Here is a 25,208-nt window from a genome sequence, read left to right as displayed (position 1 = left end):
GTCAGCGCGGGCGGCTTCTCCCCGGTGGGCGTCTCGGCGCGGGCGGCGGCGTCACCGACCGCGGTGTCGCCCCGGGTGGCGGCGTCACCGCTGCCGGGGGTACCGCGGGCGGCGTCACCGTCACCCGCGTCGCCTCCACCGGCGTCAGCCGATCACGTTCGCCACGCCCTTCTTCGCCGTCTCCCACGCCTTGTCCGACGAGACTCCCTTGCGCTCCACCTCGCTCAGCGCGTTCGTCAGCTGCTGCATCACGTTCTGGTCGTGCACACCCAGCACCTGCACCGGGGACTCCTTGGCCGCGTCGCCGAAGATCTGGCCGATCGGCGCACCCGAGAAGTAGTCGTCCTCGGCATCCGCGATCTTCTCGATGGCGCCCGTCGAGGAGGGGAAGTTGCCCTGCTTCTGGAAGACCTTCGCCTGCTGCTCGGGGGCGGTCAGCCACTCGATCAGCTGGTACGCCTCCTTCTTGTGCTTGGCCGCACGCGGGATGGAGAGGTACGAACCGCCCCAGTTGCCGGCCCCGCCGGGCAGCTTGGCGATGTCCCACTTGCCCTGGCCGCCGTCACCCGCCTGGCCCTTGATGTAGCCGAGCATCCAGGCCGGGCAGGGGATGGTGGCGAACGAACCGGCGGCGAATGCCTGGTTCCACTGCGGGGACCACTGGTCGAGCTTGGCGCTCAGGTCCGCCTCTGCCGCCTTCACGGAGGTGTCCCAGGCCGTCCTGACCGCCGGGTTCTTCTCGTAGATCAGCTCACCGGAGGCGTCGTAGTACCGCTCCTCCTCCTGGCCGATCATGATTCCGTAGAGCGAGCCGATGCTGTCCAGCCAGGCGCTCTTGGCGGGGGCCTTCTTCTTGTACTCCTTGCCGAGCTCCAGGTAGCCGTCCCACGTGGACCACTTCTTCGCGAGCTCCTCGCGGTCCGTGGGGAGGCCGGCCTGCTCGAAGAGGTCGGTGCGGTAGCACATCGCCTCGGGGCCGACGTCCGTGCCGAGGCCGAGGACCTTGCCGTCCTTCGTGGTCGCCGCCGACCACTTGGCCTCGGCGAACTCGCCCTTGAGCTTGTCGGCCCCGAACTCCTTCAGGTCCTGGAACTTGTCGGACTGCTGCTGGGTGACCGACGCGATGCGGCCCACCTCCACCCCTTGCACGTCCGCGAGGCCGCCGCCGCCCGCGAGGCGGGTCTGGAGCGACTTCCAGTAGTCCGCCTCGTCCTGGGTGTCGCTCTGCTTGATCGTCACGTTCGGGTGGAGCTTCTGGTACTCGTCGTAGAGCCCGGCCTCCTTGAAGCCGAACGATCCGAAGAGGTCGACCGTGAGCGTGACCTTCCCGCCCGCGCTGTCGGAGGTGTCCGACGAGTCGCCGGATCCGGATCCACAGGCGGCGAGCAGGGCCCCGGCGAGGACGACCGCGCCGAGGCGGGCGGTGGCTCTCTTGGCGGCTCGGGCGATGGGCATGGGAAGCCTCCCTTGGCTTCGGGATGAACCGAGCGCCTTGAGAGCGCTCTCAAACCTGCGTCTGGAGCGTCCCCCACCACCCCCGCCCCGTCAAGACTCGAACGCATAACAGCTTGGCGTTACGTCCGGCCGCCGTCCAACTGCCTTCTGTGTGCGTTCTCTTGACACTGAGGTTTCAGGAGTTTTACGTTCCTTGGCACTTGAGAGCGCTCTCGAACGCGCTCTTCGCCCCCCCATGATCGAGGTGCTGCTCGTGCAAGCCTCCCTCCCCGGCTCCGCCTCCAGACCCGCCTCGCGGCTCGCCTCCAGGCCCGCGGCGGCGACGCTCCTGGCCATCGCCCTGGCCGCCGTCACCCTGGGCCCCGCCGCTTCCCCCGCGGCCGCCGCCACCATCCCCGCCGGCGCCGGCAGCTACACCGACGCCCGCCCCGCCGGTACGTCGGGTCCGACGACGAACACCGGGGCGCCCGTCACGCCCAAGCTCACCACCGCCGCCCGGGACAAGCCGGTCCCGACCAACGACTGGTGGTCCTCGCTCGCCTTCCAGCGCTACGGCGACAACCCGTACTCCACCCCCATGTACGGGCACCCCCTCACCTATCAGGCCAAGGCCTCCGGCCTGGAGGTCGGCTACCCGACCACGCCCGCGATCGTCGGCGACGGCCGGCAGTACGAGTACGCCCACAAGGCCGACCTCACCGTCGGCCTGACCGGCCTGAACTCCCCCGACACCAAGGCCGACGCCTGGTCCGACTGGACGGTCACCCCGTACTGGGCGGACGGCTCCCGCACCTTCCGGGCCACCATCGGCCACGGCATGCCGTTCGTGTACGCCAAGGGGTCCGGCGGCGACGCCCGCATCACGACCGCCTCCACGCCCACGGTCTTCTCCGACCAGGGCAACGTCGTCGGCATCACGGTCGCCGGGCACCACTACGCCCTCTTCGCCCCGACCGGCGCCGACTGGAACTTCTCCGGCACCACGATCACCGCCGGGCTCGGCTCCAAGGACTACTTCTCGCTCGCCGTCCTGCCCTCCACGGACGCGCTCGCGACCTACCGCAAGTACGCGTTCAGCTTCGTCACCGGCTCCCAGGTCGCCTGGCAGACCACCGGCGGCAACGTACGGGCGACGTACAGCCTGACCACGGAGGCCCGTGAGGGCACCGAGCGCGGCACGCTCCAGGCGCTCTACCGCCACCAGTGGCTGCATACGACCGACGCGCTGACCCCGTACACGTACGTCTCACCGCGCGGCACGATGAAGGTGCGCGAGTCCGCCTCCTTCACCACCAGCCAGAAGAACCAGGGCGTTGTGCCCGCCCTGCCCGTCTCCGGCGGCGTCGACCGGGCCCGGCTGACCGGCTACCTCAACGAGGTCGCCAATGCCTCCGACCCGTTCTCCGGGGCCTCGGACACCTACTGGACCGGCAAGGCGCTCGGCAAGCTGGCCCAACTGGTCCCCGTCGCCGACCAGATCGGCCAGACCGCGACCCGCGACAAGCTCCTCGGCCTGATGAAGGGCCGGATGCAGGAGTGGTTCACGGCGGGCGGCGCCAGTGAGTTCAGCTACGACAAGGACTGGAAGACCCTCACCGGCTACCCGGCCTCGTACGGCAGCGACACCGAGCTCAACGACCACCACTTCCACTACAGCTACTACGTCTACGCGGCGGCGATCATCGCCCAGTACGACCAGGCCTGGGCGGCCGACTCGGCCTGGGGCACGATGATCAAGCACCTGATCCGTGACACCGCCAACCCGAGCCGCACCGACTCCGCCTACCCCTTCCTGCGCGGCTTCGACGTCTACGCGGGCCACAGCTGGGCCTCCGGCCACCAGGGCTTCGCGGCGGGCAACAACCAGGAGTCCTCCTCCGAGTCCATCAACCTCAGCGCGGGACTGGTCCTCTGGGGTGCGGCGACGGGTGACAACTCCCTCCGCGACCTGGGAAGTTACCTGCTGACGACCGAGTCCGAGGCGATCACCCAGTACTGGTTCGACGCCAACGACACGGTCTTCCCCGCCTCGTACAAGTACGGCACGGTCGGCATGGTCTGGGGCAGCGGCGCCTCCTACTCCACCTGGTGGACGGCGAACCCGGAGGAGATCCACGGCATCAACGTCCTGCCGGTGACCGGCGGTTCACTCCACCTGGCCCGTGAGAAGGCCGCCATCAAGCGGAACATCGCCGAGATGGAGCGAGAGAACGGCGGCCCGGCCCAGGAGTGGCGTGACCTGCTCTGGGAGTTCGAGGCGCTCTCCGACCCGGCGTCGGCCAAGGCCAAGTGGGACGGTGCGAACGGGAACTACACCCCCGAGGAGGGTGAGTCCAAGGCACACACCTACCACTGGATCAACACCCTCAACACGCTCGGCGCACCGGACATGACGGTCAGCGGCGACCTGCCGACCTCCGCCGTCTTCTCCAAGAACGGCACCCGCACCTACACCGCCCACAACCACGGCTCCACCGCCCGTACGGTGACCTTCTCCGACGGGAAGACCCTCTCCGTACCGGCTCGTTCGACGGCCGTCAGCACGGGGCCCGGCGGCGGGAACCCGGACCCCGACCCGGAGGAGCCCGGTAACCCGTCCACCGGCAACACCTTCCGCCTGAAGACCGGCGGCGTCCTCACCACCGCCACCACCGACCCGGCGGGCACGGACACCATCGCCTCGGCCGACGGCGTGAACCGGGACGGCACCCCGTACCGCCCGACCGTCTACGAGGTCAAGAAGGTCAACGGCAAGGTCTCCGCGGGCGCCGCCACCGGATTCCGCCTCCGGGTCGACGCGGGCACCAAGGTCGGGCTCGCCCCGCAGGTCAGGGTCAGCTACGACCTGACCGGTGACGGCACCTTCGACCGCACCGAGACGTTCCGCTACTTCGCCACCGACCCGGTCAACGGGTGGGAGGAGTACACGCAGGCGGTCGGCACGCGGGCGACCACCGGCAGCCTGGGCGAGCTCAAGAACGGCACGGTCCGCCTGGAGATCTGGAACGCGCTGGGCAACGGCACGTCCCAGGTCCAGACGGGCACGGACGCAGCGGTGCTGCGGATCCCGTACGTGTAGGACGCATGATCCCGTACGTGTAGGGACGCTGCTGTACGGGCGCGATCGGTGCGGCGGGTCTCCGGCTCCTCAGGGCGGAGGCCCGCCGTACTCATGCGTCCGCAGGCGGGCTCAGGCCGAGGCCCGCCGTACTCATGCGTCCGCAGGCGGACTCAGGCAGAGGCCCGCCGTACTCGTCCCGTCCGCCGGGTGTTACGCCGAGGCGCGCCGTACCAGCGTCGTCGGGGTGATCACCGAGTCCGGCGCCGGGCCGTTCCCCGTACGGTCCCGGTCCAGGCCGCGCAGCAGCAGCCGGGCCATCAGCCGCCCCTGGCCCTCGATGTCCTGGTTCACGGTGGTCAGCGGCGGGTCGGTCTCCTCAGCCACCGAGTCCATGTCGTCGAACCCGACGATCGCCACCTGCTCCGGCACGGCGATCCCGCGCTCCCGCAGGACCCGCAGCGCACCCGAGGCCATCAGGTCGTTGGCGACGAACACCGCGTCCAGGTCGGGTCGCCGCTCCAGCAGTCCGGCCATCGCCCGCGCCCCGCTCTCCACGGTGAACCCGCCCTCGGCGACGAGCGTCGGGTCCACGTCGATGATCACGTCCCGGTAGCCGTCGAGGCGGTCCATCGCGGAGGTCTGGTCGGGCGGCCCGCCGATGTGGGCGATCCGCTCCCGCCCCAGGTCCCGCAGGTACTGCACGGCGACCCGCGCCCCGCCCCGGTTGTCGGCGTCCACATACGGAACGGCCTGGTCGCCGGGGTCGGCGGTCCAGCTGGGCCGGCCCCCGTACACCGTCGGGATCCCCGCCCGCCGGGTGATCGCGGGCAGCGGGTCGTCGGTGTGGAGGGAGAAGGCGAGCGCGCCGTCCACGTGACCGCCGGAGAGGTAGCGCGCGATGCGGTCGAAGTCGCCGGGGCCTTCCACCAGCAGCAGGACGAGCTGGGTGTCGTGGGCGGTCAACTCCTTGCTGATGCCCCGGATCTGCTGGGAGAAGAAGGGGTCCGAGAAGATCCGTATCTCCGGCTCGGCGATGACGACGGCCACCGCGCCCGTCCGCCGGGTCACCAGGGTCCGGGCGGCGTGGTTGGGGATGTAGCCGAGCTCGTCGACCGCCTGGAGCACCTTGTCGACCAGCGGTTTGCGGACTCCGTCACCCCCGTTGACGACCCGCGAGGCGGTGGCCCGGGAGACCCCCGCACGCGCCGCGACCGCTTCCAGGGTGGGCCGGGACCCGGGGGACTGCTCGGGCAAGGGGGTCGCTCCTCGTCGACGGGGGCGGCGACACGCGGGGGGTGGAGCTGGCCTGCGCCATCGCCGGATCGGCTACAGCCTAGCGCCGGGCCGGACGGATGGCTGAGAGCGCTTCCAAGCGGTGGGATGGGCTCCGGTTCACTCCTGGGCGCCTCCTCCGGGCCCGCTGCGCGTTGGACACGCTGGGTAGGCATTGCGCTTACTCGGAGTGGAAGGTGTGCAGCATGGAAGCGACGGAGCGGCGCAGGGTGGCGGCGGACAAGGTGCGGGCGGCCGAGGACGCGGTGGCACAGCTCAGGGAAGGGCTCGCCGGGCTGGGCGTGACGTTGCCTTCGCTGCGGGTGGATCCCGTCTCGTGCGCGGGCAACGAGCCGGCGCCACTGATCGACCTGGGCCGCTGCAACATCGCCACCGCGGTGCGGCTGTACGAGGTGCTGGCGGAGAAGGAGAGCGGTCATGACGGGTGAGGGGCTGACGGGTGAGGGGCGCGGCGAGCGATGTACGCCCGAGGCGGGGTCGTTCGCGGTGGACGGTCGCGACGGGCGCGTCGGCCGGGTGCTGGGCCGGGCCGGGGAGGACGTGCGATTGCGGCCGCCGGGCGGCGGGCCGGAGTGGTCCTGCCCCGCGGACGCCCTGCGGCCGGCCCCGCCGGGTGTCGTGCTGCGGGCCCGGGTGACGGAGATCAACCGGGAGGGACAGCTGCCGCGTTGAGGGGCGGTGACCGCACGTGGAGGCGGCGGGGCCGACCCCTCCTCGGGATCGGGCCCGCCGCCGTTCGGGGGCGTACGCGTGCCGCTGGGATGCGGGCGGGCGCGGATCCGGATCACATGATGCGGAAAGCCATGTAGTAGGTGGAGATCTGTGCGTGGTAGCCCGGGTCCTCGGCCTGTCGGTGGCGGTCGAACTCCGGCGAGTCCTTGACCTGCTCCTTGGTGAGGTCCACGTGGACCTTGCGGTCCTCCGTGTCGATGCGCCGGACCGTACCCGCCGGGAGCAGGACGTCCTTGCCGAAGATCCAGGCCCCGGTGTCGACGAGCAGGTAGGCGGAGCCGGCCTCGTCGGAGTGCTTGTCGACCTTTCCGATAGTGCCGTCGGTCGCCTCCACCGCGTATCCGGAGAGGTCGGCGCCCGCGGTGTGACCGCTCGACGGCTGGTAGCCCCACAGGGATTCGCTCATTGTGGCCCCTTTCGCGAAGGTCAATTCAGCTCATCGTCGATGAATTAATTGATAGGTCCGCCGGTTATTCGTGTGCCCGGTGAAAGCCGGTGTACACGGGACGGTATCCAGGGGCGCCCACGGGCGCACAACGGGGCGGGAGCCGGGCATCAGCCCGGCTCCCGCCCCGTCATCGCTGTTCAGGCATGCCTACCAGCGGTACCAGCGACCCCGTCGGCCACCACTCGCGGCGGGCCGGACGAAGAACCCCACGAGCCACAGCACCAGGACGATCACGGCGATCCACCAGAGAGCCTTGACCGCGAATCCGGCGCCGAAGAGAACCAGGGCGAGCAGAAGAACGAGAAGCAGGGGAACCATGATGATCAACCTCCGGAAATGCAGGTTCCCGGCTTCGCTTTTCCTACACGTCATGGACGCGGATCGACGGTATTCATCCTTCACCGGCCCCGCGCCGGTCGAGCCAGCCGCGGCGTACGGCTTCGGCGCCGGCTTCGAAGCGGGAGTGGGCGCCCAGGCGGGTCATGAGTTCGGCCATCATGCGACGGGTGGTGCGCACCCCCAGGCCGAGCCTTCGTGCGGCGACGGTGTCGGTGTGGCCCTGGGAGAGCAGGCGCAGCAGCTGCCGTTCCTGGCCGGTCAGTCCGTTGTCGTCGTGTTCCCGGTCGGTGGCCGTGCCGAAGTCGTCCGCCTGGTCCCACATGGCTTCGAAGAGCGCGGCGAGCGCGGTGAGGATGCCGGTGCCCTGCAGCTGGAGGGCGCCGCGGCTGGTGTCCTCCGGGTCGATGGGCAGCAGGGCGGCCCGCCCGGTGAACAGGACCATGCGCAGGGGCAGGACGGCGGCGGTGCGCACGTGGGCGCCCTGGGAGGTGAGCCATCGGGCGTACCCCAGGGTCTCGGGGTCGTTGCGGACGGACGCCTGGTAGAGGGTGCGCATGGGGACGCCGCGCTCCAGCAGGGCGCCGTCCAGGGGGCGGGAGGCGTCGAGGGTGGCCCGGGTCTGCGCGCCGCCGGGCATGAAGGACATCAGGGGCGTCGTGGCGTCGTGGGCCAGTTGTTCCAGGCGCATCCGGATCTCCTCGACGCCGGTGAGCGCTTCGACGTGGTGGCGCCCCGCCTCGGCCTCGGTGTGCTGGTGCAGCAAGGTCAGGGCGGCCACCTGGGCGTCCGCGAACTCCTGCTGGGAGCGCCGTAGCTCCCCTTCCCGCAGGGAGAGGAGTACCTGGATCCCGACCGACGGGGGGACCGTGCGCAGGTGGCCCTCCGCGTCCGGGGAGGTGTGCAGCAGGTTCAGCTCGGCGAGGTGATCGAGGGCGGCGCGGATGCCGCTGTCCGGCAGGGCCAGGGCCGCGGAGAGCTCGGCGACGCCGTATTCCGGCTCTTCGAGCATGAGCCGGTAGACCGCTTCGGCGGTGCGGTCGATTCCGAGCGCGTGCAGCTGCGACATGGAGTTCCCCCAGCATTCGGTTCCTCGTCGCGCCGATGGTGACGATAGTGGCGGTCAGGCAGCTTGCTGCCCGCAAACCACCTGCCTGGGCGAAACCCTGGGCAATGTCCGTCTCGCATTTCAAGATCAGCCCATGCTTATGGTGACCGTGCCTCTCAGAGGGCCACATAGTGCTGCCCTGCCGCCTGACGTGCTGGACATCCTGTGGTTCGTCGCCTCTTTCGAACACGGGGTGGAGCATCTGCACGCCGATTCCCCCGCGGTCGGCGGAGTCGGCCATCTGACGTTCTTCGTCAGAGCGCCGACGCGGGAGAAGGCCGTGGCGTTGGCGCGCGGGATCACCCGCCGGGCGCTGGCGAACTCACCGGGACTGACCGGCTGGCACGTGGTGCCGATTCGGCCTTGAGGCAGGAGACTGCCAGGCCGCCCCCTGCCAAGTTGATCTTCTTCCTTTCGGGCTGCCGGGCGAGCAGTGTTGTTCTCACGCCGGGCGGACGCTTCCGAAGCTTCGGGAACTCCGCGCTTCCACCCGAGCCTTCCGTCCATCCAGCCCGCTCATTCAGCCCGCTCATTCAGCCCGTTCCGCCCGTTCCGTTGAAGGAGAACCGTGTCCGTCGCTCGTCGCCTGCTCGCCGCCGCCGTTGCTCTCGCCCTCGTTACGTCCCTCGCCGTCGGCCTCGAACAGGACAGGCTCTCCGGGGCCGGGGCGGAGCTTCGCAGCCGGAGCTCGGGGGACTCGGCCGGATGGGGATAGAGACCGCCCGGCCACGACGGCCGCACGAGGATGCAGACGCCGCGAACAACCCAGCTGAGGACTTCACGTTGACCCCGACCGCACCTGCCACAGCCACCACGCCTTCCGGGACCATCGCGCCCCCCGAGCCCGCCACCTCGCTCCCGCTCTCCCGCCTCGGGCTGTGGCTCGGCCCCCTCCTCGCGCTCGGTGCCACCGCCATATGGTCCGGGAACTTCGTCGTCGCCCGTCATCTGGGCGACGTCATCCCCCCGGTGCAGACGTCCTTCTGGCGGTGGGTGATCGCCCTCGTCGCCGTCGCCCCCTTCGCCACGCGGGGGCTCCTGCGCGACTGGCCGGCGGTGCGCCGGCACGCCGGTCTGATCGGGGTCTCCGCCCTGCTGGGGGTGACGTTGTTCAACACCCTGATCTACATCGCCGGGCAGTCCACGTCCGCCACGAACCTGGCCCTGATCGCGGCCGCCTCACCCGCGGTGATCGCGGCGCTCGCCTACTTCGACGGAGAGCGGATGACCGTCGTCCGCGCCACCGGCATGGTCATCGCGTTCGTCGGCGTGGTCACCCTGATCTCCAAGGGGAGCATCACCGCCCTGCTCTCGATGGACTTCCGGGCCGGAGACCTGTGGATGCTCGCCGCGATGGCGACGTTCGCCGCCTACTCGGCACTGCTCAAGCGCAAGCCGTCCACGATCTCCGGCCCCAGTTTCCTCCTGGCCACCTTCGCCGCGGGCACCGTGATGCTCGCCCCCGTGTACGTCGTGTCCCTCACCGTCCAGGGGGCCTTCACGCCCAGCGGCGCGACCCTCGGGCCGTTGCTCTACATCGGCGTCGCCTCGTCCGCGATCGCCTTCTACACCTGGAACAAGGCCGTCTCCCTCATCGGTGCCACCCGCGCCGGGATCGTCTACTACCTCCAGCCCGTGTTCGTCGCCTGCGTCGCGTACCTCGCGATCGGCGAGCACATCACGCTCATCCAGATTCTCTGCATGGGCGCGATCATCACCGGCGTGGCCGTCGGCGCCAAGCGCTGAAACCCACCGGAGAACCCCCATCCCATCCGCACCGCCTACTTGAGGAACCACTCATGTCGTCGCTTCGCATCAACGCCGACCGTCTGCTCTCCGACCTCACCCACCTGTCCCAGATCGGGGCCGGGCAGGACGGTGCCCTGTGGCGCATCGCCGGTACGAAGGCTGATCGGGCCGGACGGGACTGGCTGGACAAGACCATGCGCGTGGAGGGCCTGCACACCTCCTACGACGAGACGGGCAACGTCTTCTCCCGCCGCAAGAACACCTCCGGCCCGTGGCTGCTCATCGGATCGCACGCCGACACGGTGCCCGCCGGCGGGCATCTGGACGGTGCCTACGGAGTCATCGCCGCCATGGAGGTGCTGCGCACCCTGCACGAGGAGGGGCACCCGCTGGCCGACCACGTGAAGAGCGTGGCCTGGTTCGACGAGGAAGGAGTACGCCCGGAGTCGGCCGGGGGGCTGGTGGGCTCCACCGCCCTCGCGGGTTCCGCCCACGCCGCCGACCTCGTGGGCTATCTGGAGATCCACATCGAACAGGGCCGCCGCATGGAGAAGGCCGGGCTGAACCTGGCGCCCGTCACCGGCATCGTGGGGGTGCGCCGCTACCAGGTGTCGGTGTCCGGGCAGGAGAACCACGCGGGCACCACGATGTGGGTGGACCGCCAGGACGCGGGGCGCGTGGCCGCCCGCATCGTCGCCGAACTGAAGGGCATCATCCTGGCCGTCGACCCGAAGGGGATCGGCAACGCCGGCGTCATCAGTTTCGGCCCCGGAGCTGCCAACGTCGTGCCGGGCACCGCGAGTGCCGAGCTGGAGATCCGGGCCTCCTCCGAAAGGGCCCTGGACGGCATCGAAACCGACCTGGACGAGGCCCTGTCCCGCATCGCGGCGGAGGAGAACTGCGCGGCCGAGCTGGTCCGTGTCTCCGCCAAGCCCGCCGCGCACTTCGACCAGCGCGTACTGAACGCGGTCCATGAGGCGTGCCTGGAGAAGGGCCGCACGGACCAGCTGCTCTCCTACGCGGGGCATGACGCGTCGGTGATCTCCACGCGCCTGCCCACCGCGATGATGTTCGTACCCTCCACCGGCGGGTTCTCCCACTCCAACAAGGAGCACACGCCCGATGAGCAGCTGGTCCTGGGTGCCCAGGCCCTGCTCGACGCGGTGCTGAAGGTCGCGCCGATGCTGTTGGAGCAGGAGGTGGGTTCACCGGTGGCGCTGGCAGCGTGAGGGACGGCTCCCGGCCCGGCCGGCGCCTCCTGGCTCAGGGGGCGTCCGGCCGCGTCACCACCTTGATGTTGAAGGTGTGCGACCCCACTCCGCCGGCGATCCCCATGAAGAGGAAGGCGAAGTGCTCCTGGCCGCGTGCGGTGGTGATGCCGCCGATGTCCAGCTGGGAGGAGGCCGGCCAGCCGAGGTCCGTGAGCAGCTGTCCGGTGGTCCGCTTGGCCCCGGCGTCGTCGCCGGAGAGGAAGACCGCGCCCGGTTCGGTCAGATCACCCGGGGCGGTCATGGTGGTGGAGTCCATCGTGCAGAGCGTCTTGACGACGGGGGTCAGGGGGAAGGCCCCCTGGATCACCTCGCCCAGGCTGCTGTTGGGATGGGTGAGCTGGGTGAAGTCGTCGGAGAGGCCGACCCCGACGTCGATCAGCAGGGTCCCGGCCAGCGCCGGGGCGCCGATGGAGTGCAGCAGCTCCACGGAGACACCGCCCGGCGTGGCGTTGACGAGCACCTCCGCGTGTGCGGCCGTCTCGTCCAGGCCCGCGACGGGGAGACCGAGGTCGGTGCGCTCCTTCGGGTGGCGTGAGCCGAGGAGGACGTCGTGTCCTGCGGTGCGCCAGCCGTGGGCCAGGGCGCGGGCGACATTTCCGGTGCCGAGCAGTCCTATTCGCATGGGGCGACGCTAGCCAGCGGGGGCGGCGGGGCGTATCGGGCGGGAGTCGGGGGTGGGACGGGACCTGAGGCGTAGTCCCGGTGGCCGGGCCGACGGGCGGTGGGCGGCCCCCCCTGCTCCCCCCGTGTGTACGTCCTGGTCGAGTGAGCTGCGCCTTTCAGCTTGACGCTGTCCCGCCCCCCGGCCGTCAGACCCTCGCCGGTGCCTTCTCCGGGGAGCCGGGGTCCGGGGAGCCGGGACCGCCCGTCCGGTCCGCGTCCGGGGCCGGGTGCGGGCCGCCCGCCGCCGCGACCGTCGACGGGGCCGGGTCCTGGGAGACGTTGAACTCGGTCAGCAGGTCCTTGCTGAAGCCGAAGAAATACGTGGCCAGGAAGCCCGCCACGTAGCCGACCAGCAGGCCGGCCCCGTAGATCGCGATCGTCGAGCCCAGTGCGTGGTTGCCGTCCAGGAGCGGGAACAGGGCCCAGCCGGAGGGGCCGATGGCGGTCGAGCCGACCGTGTCGCCGAGCTGGTTGAACAGGCCGACGACGCCGCCGCCGAACGCCCCGCCCACGCACGCCGTGATGAAGGGGCGGCCGAGGGGGAGCGAGACGCCGTAGATCAGGGGTTCGCCGACGCCCAGCAGGCCCGCGGGGAGCGCGGACTTGATGGTGCGGCGGATCGACTCGTTGCGGGGGAGGCGGAAGTAGACGGCCATGGCCGCGCCGACCTGGCCGGCGCCCGCCATCGCCAGGATCGGGAGCAGGACCGTGAAGCCCTGCTGCTCGATGAGGGTGGTGTGGATGGGGATCAGTGCCTGGTGCAGGCCCAGCATCACCAGGGGCAGGAACAGGCCGCCGAGTACGAAGCCCGCGCCCGCGCCGCCGTTGGAGAGCAGCCAGTCCGCGAACGTGCCGATCGCCGAGGACACCTCGCCCGCCACGTACATCAGGCCGAAGATGGTCACCAGGCCGGAGATCAGCACCGTCAGGGTCGGGGTGACCAGGACGTCCAGCGCCTCCGGCACCCACCGGCGGCACCACTTCTCCACGTACACCGCCAGCACCGCCGCACCCAGCGCGCCGAGCACACCGCCCTGGCCGGGCGAGAGGGTCTGGCCGAAGGCGTCGATGTTCGCGACGCCCGGGAAGACGATGATCGCCGCGACCGCGCCGCCCAGGATCGGCGTACCGCCGAACTCCTTCGCCGTGTTGTAGCCCACGAACACCGCGATCAGCGCCATGAAACCGGACGCCATCGCCGCCAGCGCGGGCGTCACGGCGGGCAGCCACCCCAGGTTGACCAGCAGCCCGTTGAGGCCCGCGATGATGCCGCAGCCGATGAGGGCCGGGATCAGCGGTACGAAGATGTTGGCGATCCGGCGCAGGAACAGCTTGAAGGGGGTGGCGTTCTTCGCCTTCTGCTGGGCCTTGATCGCTGCGCCCTGCGCCGCCAGCTCCTCGGCGGAGACGGCGACCGGCGTGGGAGCGGCCTCGCGGCTCTCCTCCACCAGCTGCTCGAACTCCGGGGTGACCCGGGCGACCGTGCCCGGGCCGAGCACGATCTGGTACGTGTCGTCCTCGACCACGCCCATGACGGCGGGCAGGGCCTTCAGCGCCTCGTCGTCGACGAGGGAACGGTCGTGCAGACCGAGGCGGAGCCGGGTCATGCAGTGGGCGATGGAGCGGACGTTCGCGGCGCCGCCGACGAGCGGGAGGATCGCGGCGGCGGTGGCGCGGTTCTTGTCTTCTGTGGCCATGGTGCTCGGTGCCTTGCTGTGCGGGGCGTGGGGGGCCCGGGGGGGTCAGGTGGTGCGTACGGCCGCGAGGGCGGCGCGGAGGTGCCCGTCCGACTCGGTCAGGAGCCGGGCGGCGGTGGGGCCGTCGACCTGGCCGAGGACGACCAGGATCGCGTTCTTGACCTCGCCGTCGGTGGCGGCGAGCGCGGCCTCGATCTCGGCGTCGGACGCGCCGGTGGCGAGGGAGACGATGTGCCGGGAGCGGGCCCGGAGCTTCTCGTTGGAAGCGCGGACGTCGACCATGAGATTCCCGTACGTCTTGCCGAGCCGGATCATCGTGATCGTCGAGATCATGTTGAGGACGAGCTTCTGCGCCGTGCCCGCCTTCAGCCGGGTCGAGCCGGTGAGCAGTTCGGGGCCGGTGACGATCTCCAGGCCGTGTTCGGCGGCGGCGGCGAGCGCCGAGCCCGCGTTGCAGGAGAGGCCGACGGTCAGGGCGCCCTGCGTGCGGGCGTGCTCGACCGCGCCGATCGCGTACGGCGTGCGGCCGGAGGCGGAGATCCCGACCACCGTGTCGTCCGCCGTCAGCTTCAGCGCGTCCAGGTCGGCGCCGGCCAGCTCCTTGCTGTCCTCGGCCCCCTCGACGGCCTTCACCATGGCGGACGGGCCGCCCGCGATCAGGCCGACGACCTCGGTGGGGTCGGTGTTGAAGGTGGGCGGGCACTCGCTGGCGTCCAGCACTCCGAGGCGGCCCGCCGTGCCCGCGCCCGCGTAGATCAGCCGGCCGCCGCGGGCCATGCGCGCGGCGGCGGCGTCGATCGCGGCGGTGATCTGCGGCAGCCGCTCGGCGACGGCGGTGGGGACGGTGGCGTCCTCGCCGTTCATGATCCGCGCGATCTCCGCCGTGGGCAGCCGGTCGATCTCGGCCAACTCGGGGCGGAAGGCCTCGGTGGTGAGCGCGGCCAGCTGGGCCCGGAGCTCGCCGTAGCTGTCGGTGGCGCCGGAGGCGTCGGTGTTCGCGTCGGTGGTGGAGGTCATGGCAGGTGGCTCTGCTTTCTCGGTCTCGTTCTCGTACGCGTACGGGTGGCGCGGGGGTGCGTCTCGGGGCGTGATCAGCGGGCGCGCGGGCTGTGGCGGTGGGCCAGGGCTTCGTAGGAGGCGGCGAGGGCGGGCGCGGCCGTCTCGTACGTCCGCTGGGCCACGCCTATGAACAGGCAGTCCACGACGAGCAGCTGGCTCGTGCGGCTCGACATGGCGGCGGGACGCAGCTCGCTCTCGCGCGCGGTGGACGTGGTGAGCACGTGGTCCGCGTACTGCGAGACCGGCCCGTCGGGACGCCCGGTGATCGCCACGGTCGTCGCTCCCCGGTCGAACGCGACCCGTAGCGGCTCGATGACGTCACCGGTCGAGCCCGAGTGGGTGATCGCTATGGCCACGTCACCGGCGCGCAGCTGCACGGCGTTGGTCACCGCCAGGTGCGGGTCGGTGTGGGCGTGGGCTATCAGGCCGATCCTGAGCAGCTTCTGCGCCAGGTCCTGGCCGACGAGGGAAGAGGCCCCGACGCCGTAGATGTCGATGCGGCGGGCGGTCGACGCGGCGGCCACGGCGGCGCCCAGCTGCACGGTGTCCAGCCCGGCGGCGGTGTCCGCGAGGGTCTGCTGCTCGTCGAAGGCGAGCTTGGCGACCACCTCGGCGATCGGGTCGTCCACCGCGATGTCCGCCGTGACGGCGGGCGACCGGCCGGACTCCTGGTGCGCGGCGAGCCCGGCCAGCGCGAGGCGCAGGTCCCGGTAGCCGGGGTAGCCGAGGAGGCGGGCGGTGCGGACGACGGTCGCCTCACTGGTGCCGGTGAGCTCGGCGAGACCGGTGACGGTGAGGGCGGCACACCCGGCCGGGTCGCCCGCGACGGCTTCGGCGACCAGCTGCATGGAGCGGGTCATGGACGGCGCGAGCGTCCGCACCTTGGCGGCGAGGGCCGCGGGGGCGGGCGGGGAGTCGCCGCTGAAAATTTCCTTCACGTCTTGGGTCACCTCTGAAAGATATTTTCATCCCAGGGGTCCGTCAACCCCCCTTCGGCCCCCTGTGGTCCCTACCTCTGGCACCGCCCGACTCATCCGCACGCGGGCGCACAATGGGGGGCATGGAGCTGAACCCCCTGGAGCAGGCACTGCACACCGCCCGCGCGCTGGTCATGGCCGATCTCGTCGCGGGCGACGTCGCCGAAGCCGACGTCGTATCGCTCGTCGAGGACGCCGTGACGCACCGCCGGTGGTGGGTCGAGCAGTGGCCCGAGGGTGCGGAGTTCGTCGCCGGGCTGGTCGCCCAGGACGTGCAGGACGCCCTGCTGAAGAAGTACGGGCGGTGGCCGCTGTGCCCCGCCTGCGCCGAGGACGAGCCGCACGCGCTGGACGTCGAGCCGGAGCTCGGGCCCGACCCGCACTGGGTGTGCGTCAAGGCGGCCGTGGCCGTCGCGCCGGTGGGGGCGCTGGGCGAGGTGCTGCGGCGGTGACCCTCTACATCGACCCGCCCACCTGGCCCGGACACGGCCGCCTCTGGTCGCACCTGGTCAGCGACGTGTCGTTCGAGGAGCTGCACGCGTTCGCCGCCGCGATCGGCTGCCCGCCGCGCGCCTTCGAACGCGACCACTACGACGTACCGGAGGCGTATTACGCGGACGCGGTACGGGCCGGGGCGCGGGAGATCGGCTCGAAGGAGCTGGTGCGCCGCCTCACGGATGCCGGGCTCCGGCGGCCCAAGGGGCGGGCGACGGCTTAGGGGCGTTCGACGGTGCTCAGAAGAGGGCGACGGCTCAGGCGCGGCCGACGGTGCTCAGGGGGGACGACGGTGCTCAGGGGGGGACGACGGTGCTCAGGGGGACGATGCTCGGGGGTGGCCGACGCCGTGGACCGCCTGGGCCGGCTCGCGCCCAGGCGGCGGCTCGGGGTGCCCATGAGAACTGAGAACCGGCCCGCGCTGCTCTCCGCCGGGGTCAGGGCTGGGTGGGGGAGGAGCCCTGTGCCCCCGCCGCGCATTCAGCCGCCGTCCCGGCGCCCGGTTCCGTACGTCCCGGACGCACCGCCCGCTCCTCCCCGGCCACGCTCTTCGCGATCAGCCGCGAACGCGAGACGCCGCCCCCGCCGCGCTGGAGATGCAGAGACACCGCCACGGCCGCCAGGGCCAGGAGCGTCATCGCCGCGCCGGCCCATGCCGTGGAGGCGAAGCCGAAGTCCGCGTCGATCACCGTGCCGCCCAGCCACGGGCCGCTCGTGTTGCCCAGGTTGAACGCGGCCGTCGTCGTGGCACCGGCCAGCGTCGGGGCCGCCCCCGCCACGTTGAACATCCGGGCGTTGAGCGCGGGGGCCGTGAAGAACGCCGACAGGCCCAGCAGGAACGCCAGCGCGACGACCGCGACCTGGCTGGAGGCGAACAGGGCCAGCGCCGCCAGGAACACCGTGGACGCCGTGATCCCGCTGAGCAGCACCCCGAAGAGGTGCGCGTCCGCGACCCGGCCGCCGATCGTCGTACCGATCAGCGCGCCGACCCCGAACAGGCCGAGGATCCACGGCACCCAGCCCGAGTCCAGTCCCGCCACGTCCGTCAGCAGCGGCGCCAGGTAGCTGAACGCGCAGAACACCCCGCCCGCCGCGAGTGCGGTGATCACGATCGCCAGCCAGACCTGCCGGTCCCGGTAGATCGCCAGCTCCTGCCGGAGCTGCGGTTTCCTCTCCGGCAGCGGGATGTACGGGATGCGGGTGACGACCCCCACCAGTGCCACCGCCGACGCCACGCCCACCGCCCAGAACGCCGAACGCCAGCCGAGGTGCTCGCCGAGGAAGGCCCCCATGGGCACGCCCAGCACGTTGGCGATCGACAGCCCGCCGATCATCACGGCCATCGCCCGGGCCCGCTGGTTCACCGGGACCATCGCGATGGCCACCGCCGCCCCGACCGCCCAGAAACCCGCGCAGGCGAGCGCGCTCACCACCCGGGAGGCGAAGAGCACCTCGTACGTCGGCGCCAGCGCGCCCGCCACCTGCCCCAGGCCGAAGACCGAGATCAGCGCGATCAGGGTCGTCCGGCGCGGCAGCCGCAGCGTGGCCACGGCGAGCAGCGGGGCGCCGACCACCATGCCGATCGCGAAGGCGGATATGAGAAGCCCGGCCTGCGGGATCGAGACGTTCATGTCGTCGGCGATCGGCGGCAGCAGACCCGACAGCATGAACTCACTGGTGCCGAGAGCGAAGACCGAGAGGCCGAGGATGTATACGGCCAGCGGCATGGGAGTGCGGCGGCGTGAGGTGGAGTCGGGCATGACTCGTCCCAACACCGGAGAACGTGTCCGCATTCCCGGCTCCCGGGGGGTGGACAGCCGTCACGCGGGCAGGGCGTGCAGCTTCTTGCCGTGCAGGGCGAACACGTTCTTGCCGTCGGTGGCCACCAGCCAGGCGTGGTAGTCCCCGGACTTGTCGTTATACGTCCAGCGCAGGGCGCCGGTCTTCGCGTCGATGGCGTGGATGCCGCCCTGCTTGTCGAGGTCGGTGGCTCCGTAGAGGGTGGAGCCCACCCTGACGAACTGCCGGGGCACCTGCGCGCCCGCGTCCTTGAGGGACGTGGACTGCCAGACCTTCTTTCCGGTCCGCGGGTCGAGAGCCCACAGCGTCCGGCCGCTGTCCGCGATGTACAGCACGTCGTCCAGGACGGTCGGCTCCCGGAAGGTGGTGAACTGCTCGGCCTCCACGGACCACTTCTCGGACCCGTCGGACAGGGCGAAGGCCTGGAGCTTCTGCCCCTGCGGGACGATCACCAGGTCCTGGTGGACGGCGAAGGGGCCGTAGCTCGTCTTCGTGGTCTTCTGCGTCCACACCTGCCGGCCGGTGGCGGTGTCGCGCACGGTGAGGTTCTTCTTGAAGTCGGTGTAGACGAGGTAGCGGCCCTGGACAGCGGCGTGGACACCGTTCTGCTGGGTGCCGAGGTCGCGCTGCTCCTTCCAGACGAGCTTGCCCGTACCGCTGTTCAGCGCGGCGATGACGTTCGTACGGGACGAGCCGTCGGCCTCCAGGATCTCGGCGATGACGTACACCTGCGTCCCGTCCACCGCGACCGGCCTCGGCTGCCGGTACTCCTTGCCCAGGTGGCTGCGCCAGGTCTCCTTGCCGGAGGCCGGGGTGTACCCGATGACGCTGCCGTCGTACTTGCCGCTGGCCAGGTACAGGGTGCCGTTGCTGCCGCCGTCGCCGTCGTCGAGCAGCAGCGGGGCTCCGGGGACCGCGCCGCCCGGCAGCGACCACCGCTCCGCGCCGGTCGCACCGTCGAGAGCGGCCAGCGGGTCACCGCTCGCGATCACCACACCGCCCACGGCCACGAGTTCGTCGTTGTTCCCGTAGGTCTCGGCGGAGGTGGTCCTCGTCCACAGGGGCGCGGGGGCCTGCCCGTCCTCGGGGGCCTTGCCGTCCTCGGGAGAGGCGGTGCGCGGCGGCGGGGTGCTGCCTGCGCCGCCGGTCGCGGGCTCGTCCTCGCAACCGGTCAGCCCGGCTCCAAGGGCCGCCATCGTGAAGCCGGCCCCGGCCAGTCGCAGCATTCGCCGCCGTGAAGACCTGCCGGCCGTCGTGCCGTATTCCGTGGATCCCTTGGACATGGTGCCGTTCCCCTGTGGAGTAGTCAGAGTATGTGCAACTGCGATGTCAGACGTTAGCCGCCATCAGGTGCCACCGGCCGGTACAGGGCATGACCGGAACAACTCCGTGAAGGAACCGGAACATTTGCCGATTGCCGATTGCCGATTGCCGATTGCCGATTGCCGGGGCAGGGCAGGGCAAGGGCAAAGGCAGGGGCTTGGGCAACGCGGCCGCCCGGAGCCCCGCGACGAAGGGACCACCCATGGGGAATCGTGACTCGATCGCTCCGGACATCGGTGAGAAGCACCACCGTGCCGCAGCAACGTGAGCGCCCCCGACTCCCGCGCACATGCCGGGCCAGCTCGGCACAGCGCGCGTCACAGCTGATTTCTGGTGGCTGTGAGCCAGCGTGGGTCGAGGCGGTCCAACCAGACGTCCTGATCGTCGGCCAGGGGGTGTCTGAGGGGGAGGGGAAGGAAACGGCAGCCGAACGTGAGGCCGGCATCGTCACCGTTGCCGTGGACGCGGTGGTACCAAGCCTCAGGGGTGTCTTCGGGGGCTCGGAGGTAGAAGAAGCTGGTTCGTCGTGGCTGTCCGGTGTGGGGGTGGGGCTTGTCCTCCACGGCAATCCGCCTCACCAGCCGCGCTGTCAGCAGACCCGATTCCTCGGCGACCTCCCGCAGGACTGCTTCGTCCAGCTCCTCACCCGCCTTGACCCCTCCCGCGGGGACCTGGGTGCCCGCTTCCGGCATGCCAACATGGTCGAACACCAGTAGTTCAGGGACGGCGCGATGGCGGACAACGTACGCAGCGACACGGATTCTTGGCCGAGACATCTCCGCATTGTCCGTCATGACCGCTGACCGCGAACCTGGCGGCTGCTGACATCGAGACCGGGAAGTCGCCTGTCAGGGAAGGCCGGTCACCCCGGGCCCGGCGCCCCCAGCAGCTCCAGCTCCGTCGCCAGGTTGTGCCGGGCCCGCGCCTCCCACTCGGTCGCCCCGTGCGGCGTACGGAACAGACGCGGCAGTGCGAGGAGCTGCCGCAGCACCGCCGCCCGCCCCGCCCGGAACGCCTCGTCGGGGACGAACCCGTACTCCTCCCGCACCTGCGCCGCGTAGGCCGCGTACTCCTGCGGGCCGCCCGCCAGGATCGCCAGGTCCGCGTCGCACAGCACCTCGCCGTTGCGGTCCCCTTCGGCCGGGTCGTGCGTCACGGTGAGCCTGACCAGCCGCGCGACCTCCGCCGTCACCGCCTCCCCCACCCCCGCCTCGGGCAGCGCCCGCTCGGCGAGGGCGGCGCTGCGCTCCTCGTTCTCCGTACGGTCGGGCCGGTACACCGCGTCGTGGAACCAGGCGGCCAGCCGCACCGCGTGCGCATCGGCGGCGTACCCGGCGAGGGTGTCGATCCGGTCCAGGACCGCCGTCAGGTGGGCGGTGGTGTGGTAGCGCCGCTGCGGCTCGTCCCAGCGGGCCAGGAGGTTGTCCGCGTACGGCAGCGGGTCGGGACCGGGCGCTCCCGAACGGGCGGCGAGGAGCGTGTTCCGCCACCGGTCGGGCAGGGCACGGGTGTCGCGGGGGCGCGGGCTGTCCGTCATGGGACGACCTTAGAGGCTGAGTCCCCTACGCATTCGCGGGGCTGAGTCCCGTACGGATGAGAGGCCGATCCCCGCAAGGATCGTAAGGATTCCGGCATCCCGCCCCGGCCGCCGACCTGCCTGCGGTTGGCTGGGATCCATGACGACCACCGCCGCCACTCCCGCCGCTCCCGTACGCGATCCCGAACTCCCCGGCCTGCTCCTGCGCACCGAGCGCGATGCCTTCGTCCCGCTCCTGCGCGCCGCCCCCGAGGCCGCCTTCGCCCTGCGCACCGCGTGCCCCGGCTGGACCGTCCGCCATGTCCTCGCGCACTGCGCCGCCGCCCTGACCAGGGTGGTCGAAGACCGGCTGGAGGAGGGGGTGTTCTCGCCCGAGTCCAACGAGCGGGACATCGAGGAGCGGGCGGAGCTGCCCCTGGCCGCCCTCCTCGACGAGCTGGAGCACGGGATGACCGAGGCCGGTCCGGTGATCGCCGCCGCGGGCGGGAAGCTGGACGGGGTCGCGCTCGGCGAGTGGGTGCACGCGGGGGACGTACGCGAGGCGTGGGGCCTCGACGGGGCGTACGCCGGGCGCGGGCTGGCGTACGCCCTCGGCCTGCTGGAGGGCGTGGCGTACGGGAAGGAGATGCCGCGGATCGTCGCCGAAGTGACGGGGGTGGGGACGGATCTGTCCGCCTGGAAGGCGCCGCGCCCGCTCGGTGTCCCGTCGCCGGGAGGACGGTCGGCGGGCCGGTACCGCGGCGACGGGCCCACGCTGATCCGGCTGTACGCGAACCGGCCGCTGGTGGGCACGCGGTACGAGCTCCACGGCGTACGCGAGGGCGACCTGCGCCTCTTCGACCGGCCACCGAAGCTGGACGGCTGAGGGGTGTCCGACCACACGGGCCTTCCGCCCCTCGGACCGGCCCTTGTCGCGCGGGAGCGCAGTCAATAGCGTGCGCTCGTGAAGATGGACCTGAACGCGGACCTGGGCGAGGGCTTCGGCCGCTGGACCCTGACCGACGACGCGGCGCTCCTCGCCTGTGTCACCAGCGCCAACGTGGCGTGCGGCTTCCACGCGGGTGACGCCTCCGTCATGCGGCGGGTCTGCGATGCGGCCGCCGCGGGCGGCGTACGGATCGGGGCGCAGGTCTCCTACCGGGATCTGGCCGGGTTCGGGCGGCGGTCGATGGACGTGCCGCCCGACGAACTGGCCGCCGAGGTCGCCTACCAGATAGGCGCCCTGCGGGTGTTCGCCGAAGCGGCCGGCTCCACCGTCTCGTACGTCAAACCGCACGGCGCCCTCTACAACCGGACCGTCCACGACGAGGAGCAGGCCGCCGCCGTCGTCGCGGGCGTCCGGCTCGCGGGCGGTGGCCTCGCCGTCCTCGGGCTGCCCGGCTCCCACCTGCTCGCCCACGCCTCCGCCGCCGGGCTGCCCGCCGTGGAGGAGGCCTTCGCCGACCGGGCGTACACCGCGCGGGGCACCCTGGTCCCCCGCGGTGAACCGGGGGCGGTGGTGCACGACGCCGACGACGTCGTACGCCGCGGTGTCGGCATGGCGCTCGACCGGGCGGTCACCGCGGCGGACGGCAGCCGGATACCCGTCGAGGCGCGCTCGCTCTGCGTCCACGGCGACACCCCGGGCGCCGCGGCCCTCGCGCGCCGGGTACGGGCGGCGCTGGAGGACGCGGGCGTGCTGGTGGAGGCGTTCACGTGAGCCAGGGGGACGACGGTACGGAGGTGCGTGAGGTGCGTGAGGTGAGCGAGGTGCGTGAGATGAGCGTGCTGCCCGCCGGGCCGCACGCCCTCCTCGTCGAACTGGCCGACGGTCACCATGCCGAGGCCTTCCATGCCGAGCTCCTCCGCCGGCGCGAGCGGGGCGCACTCCCCGGCGTACGCGAGATCGTCCCCGGCGCCCGGACCGTTCTGCTCGACGGCATCGAGGACCGGCCGCGCGGTGGTGGCCGGGTGCCCACCGCCCGCGACCGGCTTGCGCGCGATCTCGTCTCCTGGACCCTGCCGCGCCTGCGCGGCGAGGTGCGCGACGAGGTCGAGATCCCCGTCGTGTACGACGGCCCCGACCTGGCGGAGGTCGCCGCGCTCTGGGGCGTCGGCGCCGACGAGGTGCCCGCACTCCACTCCCGTACCGCGTTCCGGGTGGCCTTCTGCGGGTTCGCGCCCGGGTTCGGCTACCTGACCGGGCTGCCCGAGCGGCTGCACGTGCCCCGGCGCGCGACCCCGCGTACGAGGGTTCCGGCCGGGGCGCTGGCCCTCGCCGGGCCGTACACCGGGGTCTACCCGCGCCCCTCGCCCGGCGGCTGGCAGCTCATCGGGCGGATGGTGGACCCGGCGGCCCTGTGGGACCCGGGCAGGGACCCGGCGGCGCTGCTGGGGCCGGGAACCCGGGTGCGGTTCGTGGCTTCGGAGCCCGTACCCGTACGCATGTCCTGTACGGAGTCGCGCGGATGACCCTCGTACGGGACGGGCTCCTCCACGTCGTGCGCCCCGGCGCCCTCACCACCGTCCAGGACGCCGGCCGCCCCGGCTCGGCGCATCTCGGCGTCGGGCGGGCCGGGGCCCTGGACGCGCCCGCCGCCCGGCTGGCCAACCGGCTCCTGGGCAACCCGCCGGGCGCCGCCGTCCTGGAGACCACCGTCACCGGGTGCGCCGTCCGTCCCGACCGGACCGTGGTGGCCGTCGTCGGCGGTGCCGGAAGCCGGGTGAGCGTCGACGGGCGGCCCGTGGCGTGGGGCGCGCCCGTACGGGTTCCGGCGGGCGCGGTGCTGGACGTGGGGCCCGCGGTCAGCGGAGTGCGCGGCTACCTGGCGTTCGCGGGCGGCCTGGAGCCGGAACCGGTGCTGGGCAGCCGCTCGGCCGACCTCCTCTCCGGCCTGGGCCCGGCCCCGCTGGCGGAGGGCGACGCGCTGCCGCTGGGCGAGCCGGGCGGGGAGCCGCCGCGAGGCGAAGGCCCCGCCCCCTGGCCCGGCGCCCCCGTCGAGCTGGTGCTGCCCCTCCACCTCGGCCCGCGCCACGCGTGGTTCACGGCCGCCGCCCTGCGCACGCTCACCACCGCCGCGTACCGGGTCTCCCCGCACAGCAACCGCATCGGACTCCGCACCGAAGGCCCCGCCCTGGAGCGGGCCCGCGACGGCGAACTGCCCAGCGAGGGCATGGTGCTGGGGGCGGTCCAGGTGCCCCCGGACGGCCGGCCCGTCGTCTTCCTCAACGACCACCCGACGACCGGCGGCTACCCGGTCGTCGGCGTCGTACCGGAAACCGCCCTCGCCGGTGCGGCGCAGGCGGTTCCGGGAACGCGGGTGCGGTTCGTACGGGCGTGAGGAGCCTCGTACGTCCCCTCACGCGCCCTTGAAGCCGCGCAACCGCAGCGAGTTGCCGACCACGAACACCGACGAGAACGCCATCGCGGCCCCGGCGATCATCGGGCTGAGCAGCCCCGCCGCGGCCAGAGGCAGTGCGCCGACGTTGTAGGCGAAGGCCCAGAACAGGTTCGTCCGGATCGTGGAGAGCGTGCGGCGCGAGAGCCGGATGGCGTCCGCGGCGGTCCGCAGGTCTCCCCGTACGAGGGTGAGGTCACCGGCCTCGATCGCGGCATCCGTCCCCGTACCCATGGCCAGGCCCAGATCGGCCTGGGCGAGGGCGGCGGCGTCGTTGACCCCGTCGCCGACCATCGCGACGCTCCGGCCCTCGGCCTGGAGGCGCTTGACGACGTCCACCTTGTCCTCGGGCATGACCTCCGCGTACACCTGCTCGGCGTCGATGCCGACCTCGGCCGCCACCGACTCCGCGACAGCCCGGTTGTCACCGGTGAGGAGGATCGGGGTGAGCCCCAGGGCCCGCAGCCGCTCGATGGCCTCGGCGCTGGTTTCCTTCACCGCGTCCGCGACCTCCAGGACCGCCCGCGCCTCGCCGTCCCACGCGACCGTGATCGCTGTGCGCCCGGCACGCTCGGCCCCGGCCTTGGCGCGGGCCAGCCCGTCCGGCAGACGGATCTCCCACTCGGCCAGCAGCTGCTCCCGGCCGACGAGGACGGTGTGGCCGTCGACGACGCCCTGGGCGCCGAGTCCGGGGATGTTGGCGAAGTCTTCGGGGGTGGGGAGGGGGTCGGTGCCGCCGAGGCGGTCGGTTGCGCCGGCTGCCACGGCCTGGGCGATGGGGTGTTCGGAGGAGTGTTCCAGGGCTCCTGCGAGGCGCAGGACGTCGT

General features: G+C 71.9%; 27 protein-coding genes. 13 read left to right on the top strand and 14 right to left on the bottom strand.

The annotated features are described in order from the left end of the window. Nucleotides 1-144: 144 nt before the first annotated feature. A complete protein-coding gene (locus tag ABZ154_RS10660) occupies nucleotides 145-1,455 on the bottom strand; it encodes an extracellular solute-binding protein (protein ID WP_356831051.1) in 1,311 nt (436 codons plus the stop codon). A gap of 235 nt (nucleotides 1,456-1,690) precedes the next feature. On the opposite strand from ABZ154_RS10660, the gene ABZ154_RS10655 reads away from it, so the two are divergent. Continuing rightward, nucleotides 1,691-4,534 carry a glycosyl hydrolase gene (locus tag ABZ154_RS10655; RefSeq protein ID WP_356831259.1) on the top strand — a complete coding sequence of 948 codons (2,844 nt, stop codon included), beginning with the start codon at nucleotides 1,691-1,693 and terminating at the stop codon, nucleotides 4,532-4,534. Between the two features lie 192 nt (nucleotides 4,535-4,726). Here the strand turns inward: ABZ154_RS10655 and ABZ154_RS10650 are convergent, their stop codons facing one another. Beyond that, nucleotides 4,727-5,770: a LacI family DNA-binding transcriptional regulator gene (locus tag ABZ154_RS10650; protein WP_356831049.1), complete on the bottom strand. Its 1,044-nt coding sequence runs from the start codon at nucleotides 5,768-5,770 to the stop codon at nucleotides 4,727-4,729. 224 nt (nucleotides 5,771-5,994) lie between these two features. Between ABZ154_RS10650 and ABZ154_RS10645 the strand changes: the two genes are divergently transcribed. Both ABZ154_RS10645 and ABZ154_RS10640 read left to right on the top strand, forming a co-directional pair. Beyond that, nucleotides 5,995-6,237: a hypothetical protein gene (locus tag ABZ154_RS10645; RefSeq protein WP_356831047.1), complete on the top strand. Its 243-nt coding sequence runs from the start codon at nucleotides 5,995-5,997 to the stop codon at nucleotides 6,235-6,237. After that, a complete protein-coding gene (locus tag ABZ154_RS10640) occupies nucleotides 6,227-6,481 on the top strand; it encodes a hypothetical protein (protein WP_356831045.1) in 255 nt (84 codons plus the stop codon). Before ABZ154_RS10645 ends, ABZ154_RS10640 begins: the two co-directional genes overlap by 11 nt. Before the next feature lie 112 nt (nucleotides 6,482-6,593). Here the strand turns inward: ABZ154_RS10640 and ABZ154_RS10635 are convergent, their stop codons facing one another. The 3 genes from ABZ154_RS10635 to ABZ154_RS10625 form a co-directional block, all read right to left on the bottom strand. Continuing rightward, the gene (locus ABZ154_RS10635) at nucleotides 6,594-6,947 is read right to left on the bottom strand and encodes a PRC-barrel domain-containing protein (protein ID WP_356831043.1); all 354 of its coding nucleotides are present in this window, start codon (nucleotides 6,945-6,947) and stop codon (nucleotides 6,594-6,596) included. Nucleotides 6,948-7,136: 189 nt separating this feature from the next. Then, a complete protein-coding gene (locus ABZ154_RS10630) occupies nucleotides 7,137-7,307 on the bottom strand; it encodes a hypothetical protein (protein ID WP_030077531.1) in 171 nt (56 codons plus the stop codon). A 73-nt stretch (nucleotides 7,308-7,380) separates the two neighbouring features. Then, complete coding sequence (locus ABZ154_RS10625; RefSeq protein ID WP_356831041.1) at nucleotides 7,381-8,394, bottom strand: LuxR C-terminal-related transcriptional regulator; 1,014 nt, start codon at nucleotides 8,392-8,394, stop codon at nucleotides 7,381-7,383. A 190-nt stretch (nucleotides 8,395-8,584) separates the two neighbouring features. On the opposite strand from ABZ154_RS10625, the gene ABZ154_RS10620 reads away from it, so the two are divergent. The 4 genes from ABZ154_RS10620 (at nucleotide 8,585) to ABZ154_RS10605 (ending at nucleotide 11,411) form a co-directional block, all read left to right on the top strand. Further along, nucleotides 8,585-8,800, top strand: coding sequence for a hypothetical protein (locus ABZ154_RS10620; protein ID WP_356831039.1), 216 nt, complete (start codon nucleotides 8,585-8,587; stop codon nucleotides 8,798-8,800). Between the two features lie 201 nt (nucleotides 8,801-9,001). Then, the gene (locus tag ABZ154_RS10615; RefSeq protein WP_356831037.1) at nucleotides 9,002-9,148 is read left to right on the top strand and encodes a hypothetical protein; all 147 of its coding nucleotides are present in this window, start codon (nucleotides 9,002-9,004) and stop codon (nucleotides 9,146-9,148) included. A 113-nt stretch (nucleotides 9,149-9,261) separates the two neighbouring features. Next, on the top strand, nucleotides 9,262-10,179 hold the full coding sequence (locus ABZ154_RS10610) for a DMT family transporter (protein ID WP_356831257.1): 918 nt from the start codon (nucleotides 9,262-9,264) through the stop codon (nucleotides 10,177-10,179). Between the two features lie 53 nt (nucleotides 10,180-10,232). Next, complete coding sequence (locus ABZ154_RS10605; protein WP_356831035.1) at nucleotides 10,233-11,411, top strand: M20/M25/M40 family metallo-hydrolase; 1,179 nt, start codon at nucleotides 10,233-10,235, stop codon at nucleotides 11,409-11,411. Between the two features lie 34 nt (nucleotides 11,412-11,445). On the opposite strand, the gene ABZ154_RS10600 is transcribed toward ABZ154_RS10605, so the two are convergent. The 4 genes from ABZ154_RS10600 to ABZ154_RS10585 form a co-directional block, all read right to left on the bottom strand. Further along, the gene (locus ABZ154_RS10600; RefSeq protein WP_356831033.1) at nucleotides 11,446-12,075 is read right to left on the bottom strand and encodes an NAD(P)-binding domain-containing protein; all 630 of its coding nucleotides are present in this window, start codon (nucleotides 12,073-12,075) and stop codon (nucleotides 11,446-11,448) included. A gap of 187 nt (nucleotides 12,076-12,262) precedes the next feature. After that, nucleotides 12,263-13,813 carry a PTS transporter subunit EIIC gene (locus ABZ154_RS10595; RefSeq protein WP_356831032.1) on the bottom strand — a complete coding sequence of 517 codons (1,551 nt, stop codon included), beginning with the start codon at nucleotides 13,811-13,813 and terminating at the stop codon, nucleotides 12,263-12,265. Nucleotides 13,814-13,858: 45 nt separating this feature from the next. Next, nucleotides 13,859-14,830 (bottom strand): N-acetylmuramic acid 6-phosphate etherase, encoded by a 972-nt coding sequence (gene murQ / locus ABZ154_RS10590; RefSeq protein ID WP_356831030.1) that lies wholly within the window; start codon nucleotides 14,828-14,830, stop codon nucleotides 13,859-13,861. A 74-nt stretch (nucleotides 14,831-14,904) separates the two neighbouring features. Next, nucleotides 14,905-15,822, bottom strand: coding sequence for a MurR/RpiR family transcriptional regulator (locus ABZ154_RS10585; protein ID WP_356831028.1), 918 nt, complete (start codon nucleotides 15,820-15,822; stop codon nucleotides 14,905-14,907). 110 nt (nucleotides 15,823-15,932) lie between these two features. On the opposite strand from ABZ154_RS10585, the gene ABZ154_RS10580 reads away from it, so the two are divergent. Beyond that, nucleotides 15,933-16,301, top strand: a complete 369-nt coding sequence (locus ABZ154_RS10580) for a hypothetical protein (protein ID WP_356831026.1) — start codon at nucleotides 15,933-15,935, stop codon at nucleotides 16,299-16,301. Then, on the top strand, nucleotides 16,298-16,567 hold the full coding sequence (locus ABZ154_RS10575) for a DUF4031 domain-containing protein (protein WP_356831024.1): 270 nt from the start codon (nucleotides 16,298-16,300) through the stop codon (nucleotides 16,565-16,567). The genes ABZ154_RS10580 and ABZ154_RS10575 overlap by 4 nt, the downstream gene beginning before the upstream one ends. Before the next feature lie 214 nt (nucleotides 16,568-16,781). Here ABZ154_RS10575 and ABZ154_RS10570 read toward each other — a convergent pair whose 3' ends face one another. From ABZ154_RS10570 to ABZ154_RS10555, 4 genes are all read right to left on the bottom strand, one after another. Then, entirely contained in the window at nucleotides 16,782-18,071 is a 1,290-nt protein-coding gene (locus tag ABZ154_RS10570; protein ID WP_356831255.1) for a Cmx/CmrA family chloramphenicol efflux MFS transporter, read from the bottom strand. Between the two features lie 93 nt (nucleotides 18,072-18,164). Next, a complete protein-coding gene (locus ABZ154_RS10565; RefSeq protein ID WP_356831022.1) occupies nucleotides 18,165-19,427 on the bottom strand; it encodes a PQQ-binding-like beta-propeller repeat protein in 1,263 nt (420 codons plus the stop codon). Between the two features lie 357 nt (nucleotides 19,428-19,784). After that, entirely contained in the window at nucleotides 19,785-20,243 is a 459-nt protein-coding gene (locus ABZ154_RS10560; RefSeq protein WP_356831253.1) for an NUDIX domain-containing protein, read from the bottom strand. Nucleotides 20,244-20,329: 86 nt separating this feature from the next. Next, a complete protein-coding gene (locus tag ABZ154_RS10555) occupies nucleotides 20,330-21,004 on the bottom strand; it encodes a hypothetical protein (RefSeq protein WP_356831021.1) in 675 nt (224 codons plus the stop codon). A gap of 139 nt (nucleotides 21,005-21,143) precedes the next feature. Here ABZ154_RS10555 and ABZ154_RS10550 point away from each other — a divergent pair, with 139 nt between their 5' ends. The 4 genes from ABZ154_RS10550 (at nucleotide 21,144) to ABZ154_RS10535 (ending at nucleotide 24,324) form a co-directional block, all read left to right on the top strand. Continuing rightward, nucleotides 21,144-21,869 carry a maleylpyruvate isomerase family mycothiol-dependent enzyme gene (locus ABZ154_RS10550; protein ID WP_356831019.1) on the top strand — a complete coding sequence of 242 codons (726 nt, stop codon included), beginning with the start codon at nucleotides 21,144-21,146 and terminating at the stop codon, nucleotides 21,867-21,869. Between the two features lie 84 nt (nucleotides 21,870-21,953). After that, a complete protein-coding gene (locus ABZ154_RS10545) occupies nucleotides 21,954-22,703 on the top strand; it encodes a 5-oxoprolinase subunit PxpA (RefSeq protein WP_356831251.1) in 750 nt (249 codons plus the stop codon). A 59-nt stretch (nucleotides 22,704-22,762) separates the two neighbouring features. After that, a complete protein-coding gene (locus tag ABZ154_RS10540) occupies nucleotides 22,763-23,455 on the top strand; it encodes an allophanate hydrolase subunit 1 (RefSeq protein WP_356831249.1) in 693 nt (230 codons plus the stop codon). After that, nucleotides 23,452-24,324, top strand: a complete 873-nt coding sequence (locus tag ABZ154_RS10535) for a biotin-dependent carboxyltransferase family protein (protein WP_356831017.1) — start codon at nucleotides 23,452-23,454, stop codon at nucleotides 24,322-24,324. The genes ABZ154_RS10540 and ABZ154_RS10535 overlap by 4 nt, the downstream gene beginning before the upstream one ends. Before the next feature lie 18 nt (nucleotides 24,325-24,342). Here the strand turns inward: ABZ154_RS10535 and ABZ154_RS10530 are convergent. Next, nucleotides 24,343-25,208: HAD-IC family P-type ATPase (locus tag ABZ154_RS10530; RefSeq protein ID WP_356831015.1), on the bottom strand; the 866-nt coding region annotated here is incomplete at its 5' end.

The organism is Streptomyces sp. NPDC006261, from assembly GCF_040613515.1.
GTDB lineage: Bacteria > Actinomycetota > Actinomycetes > Streptomycetales > Streptomycetaceae > Streptomyces.
This window is presented reverse-complemented; position numbering and strand designations above follow the sequence as displayed.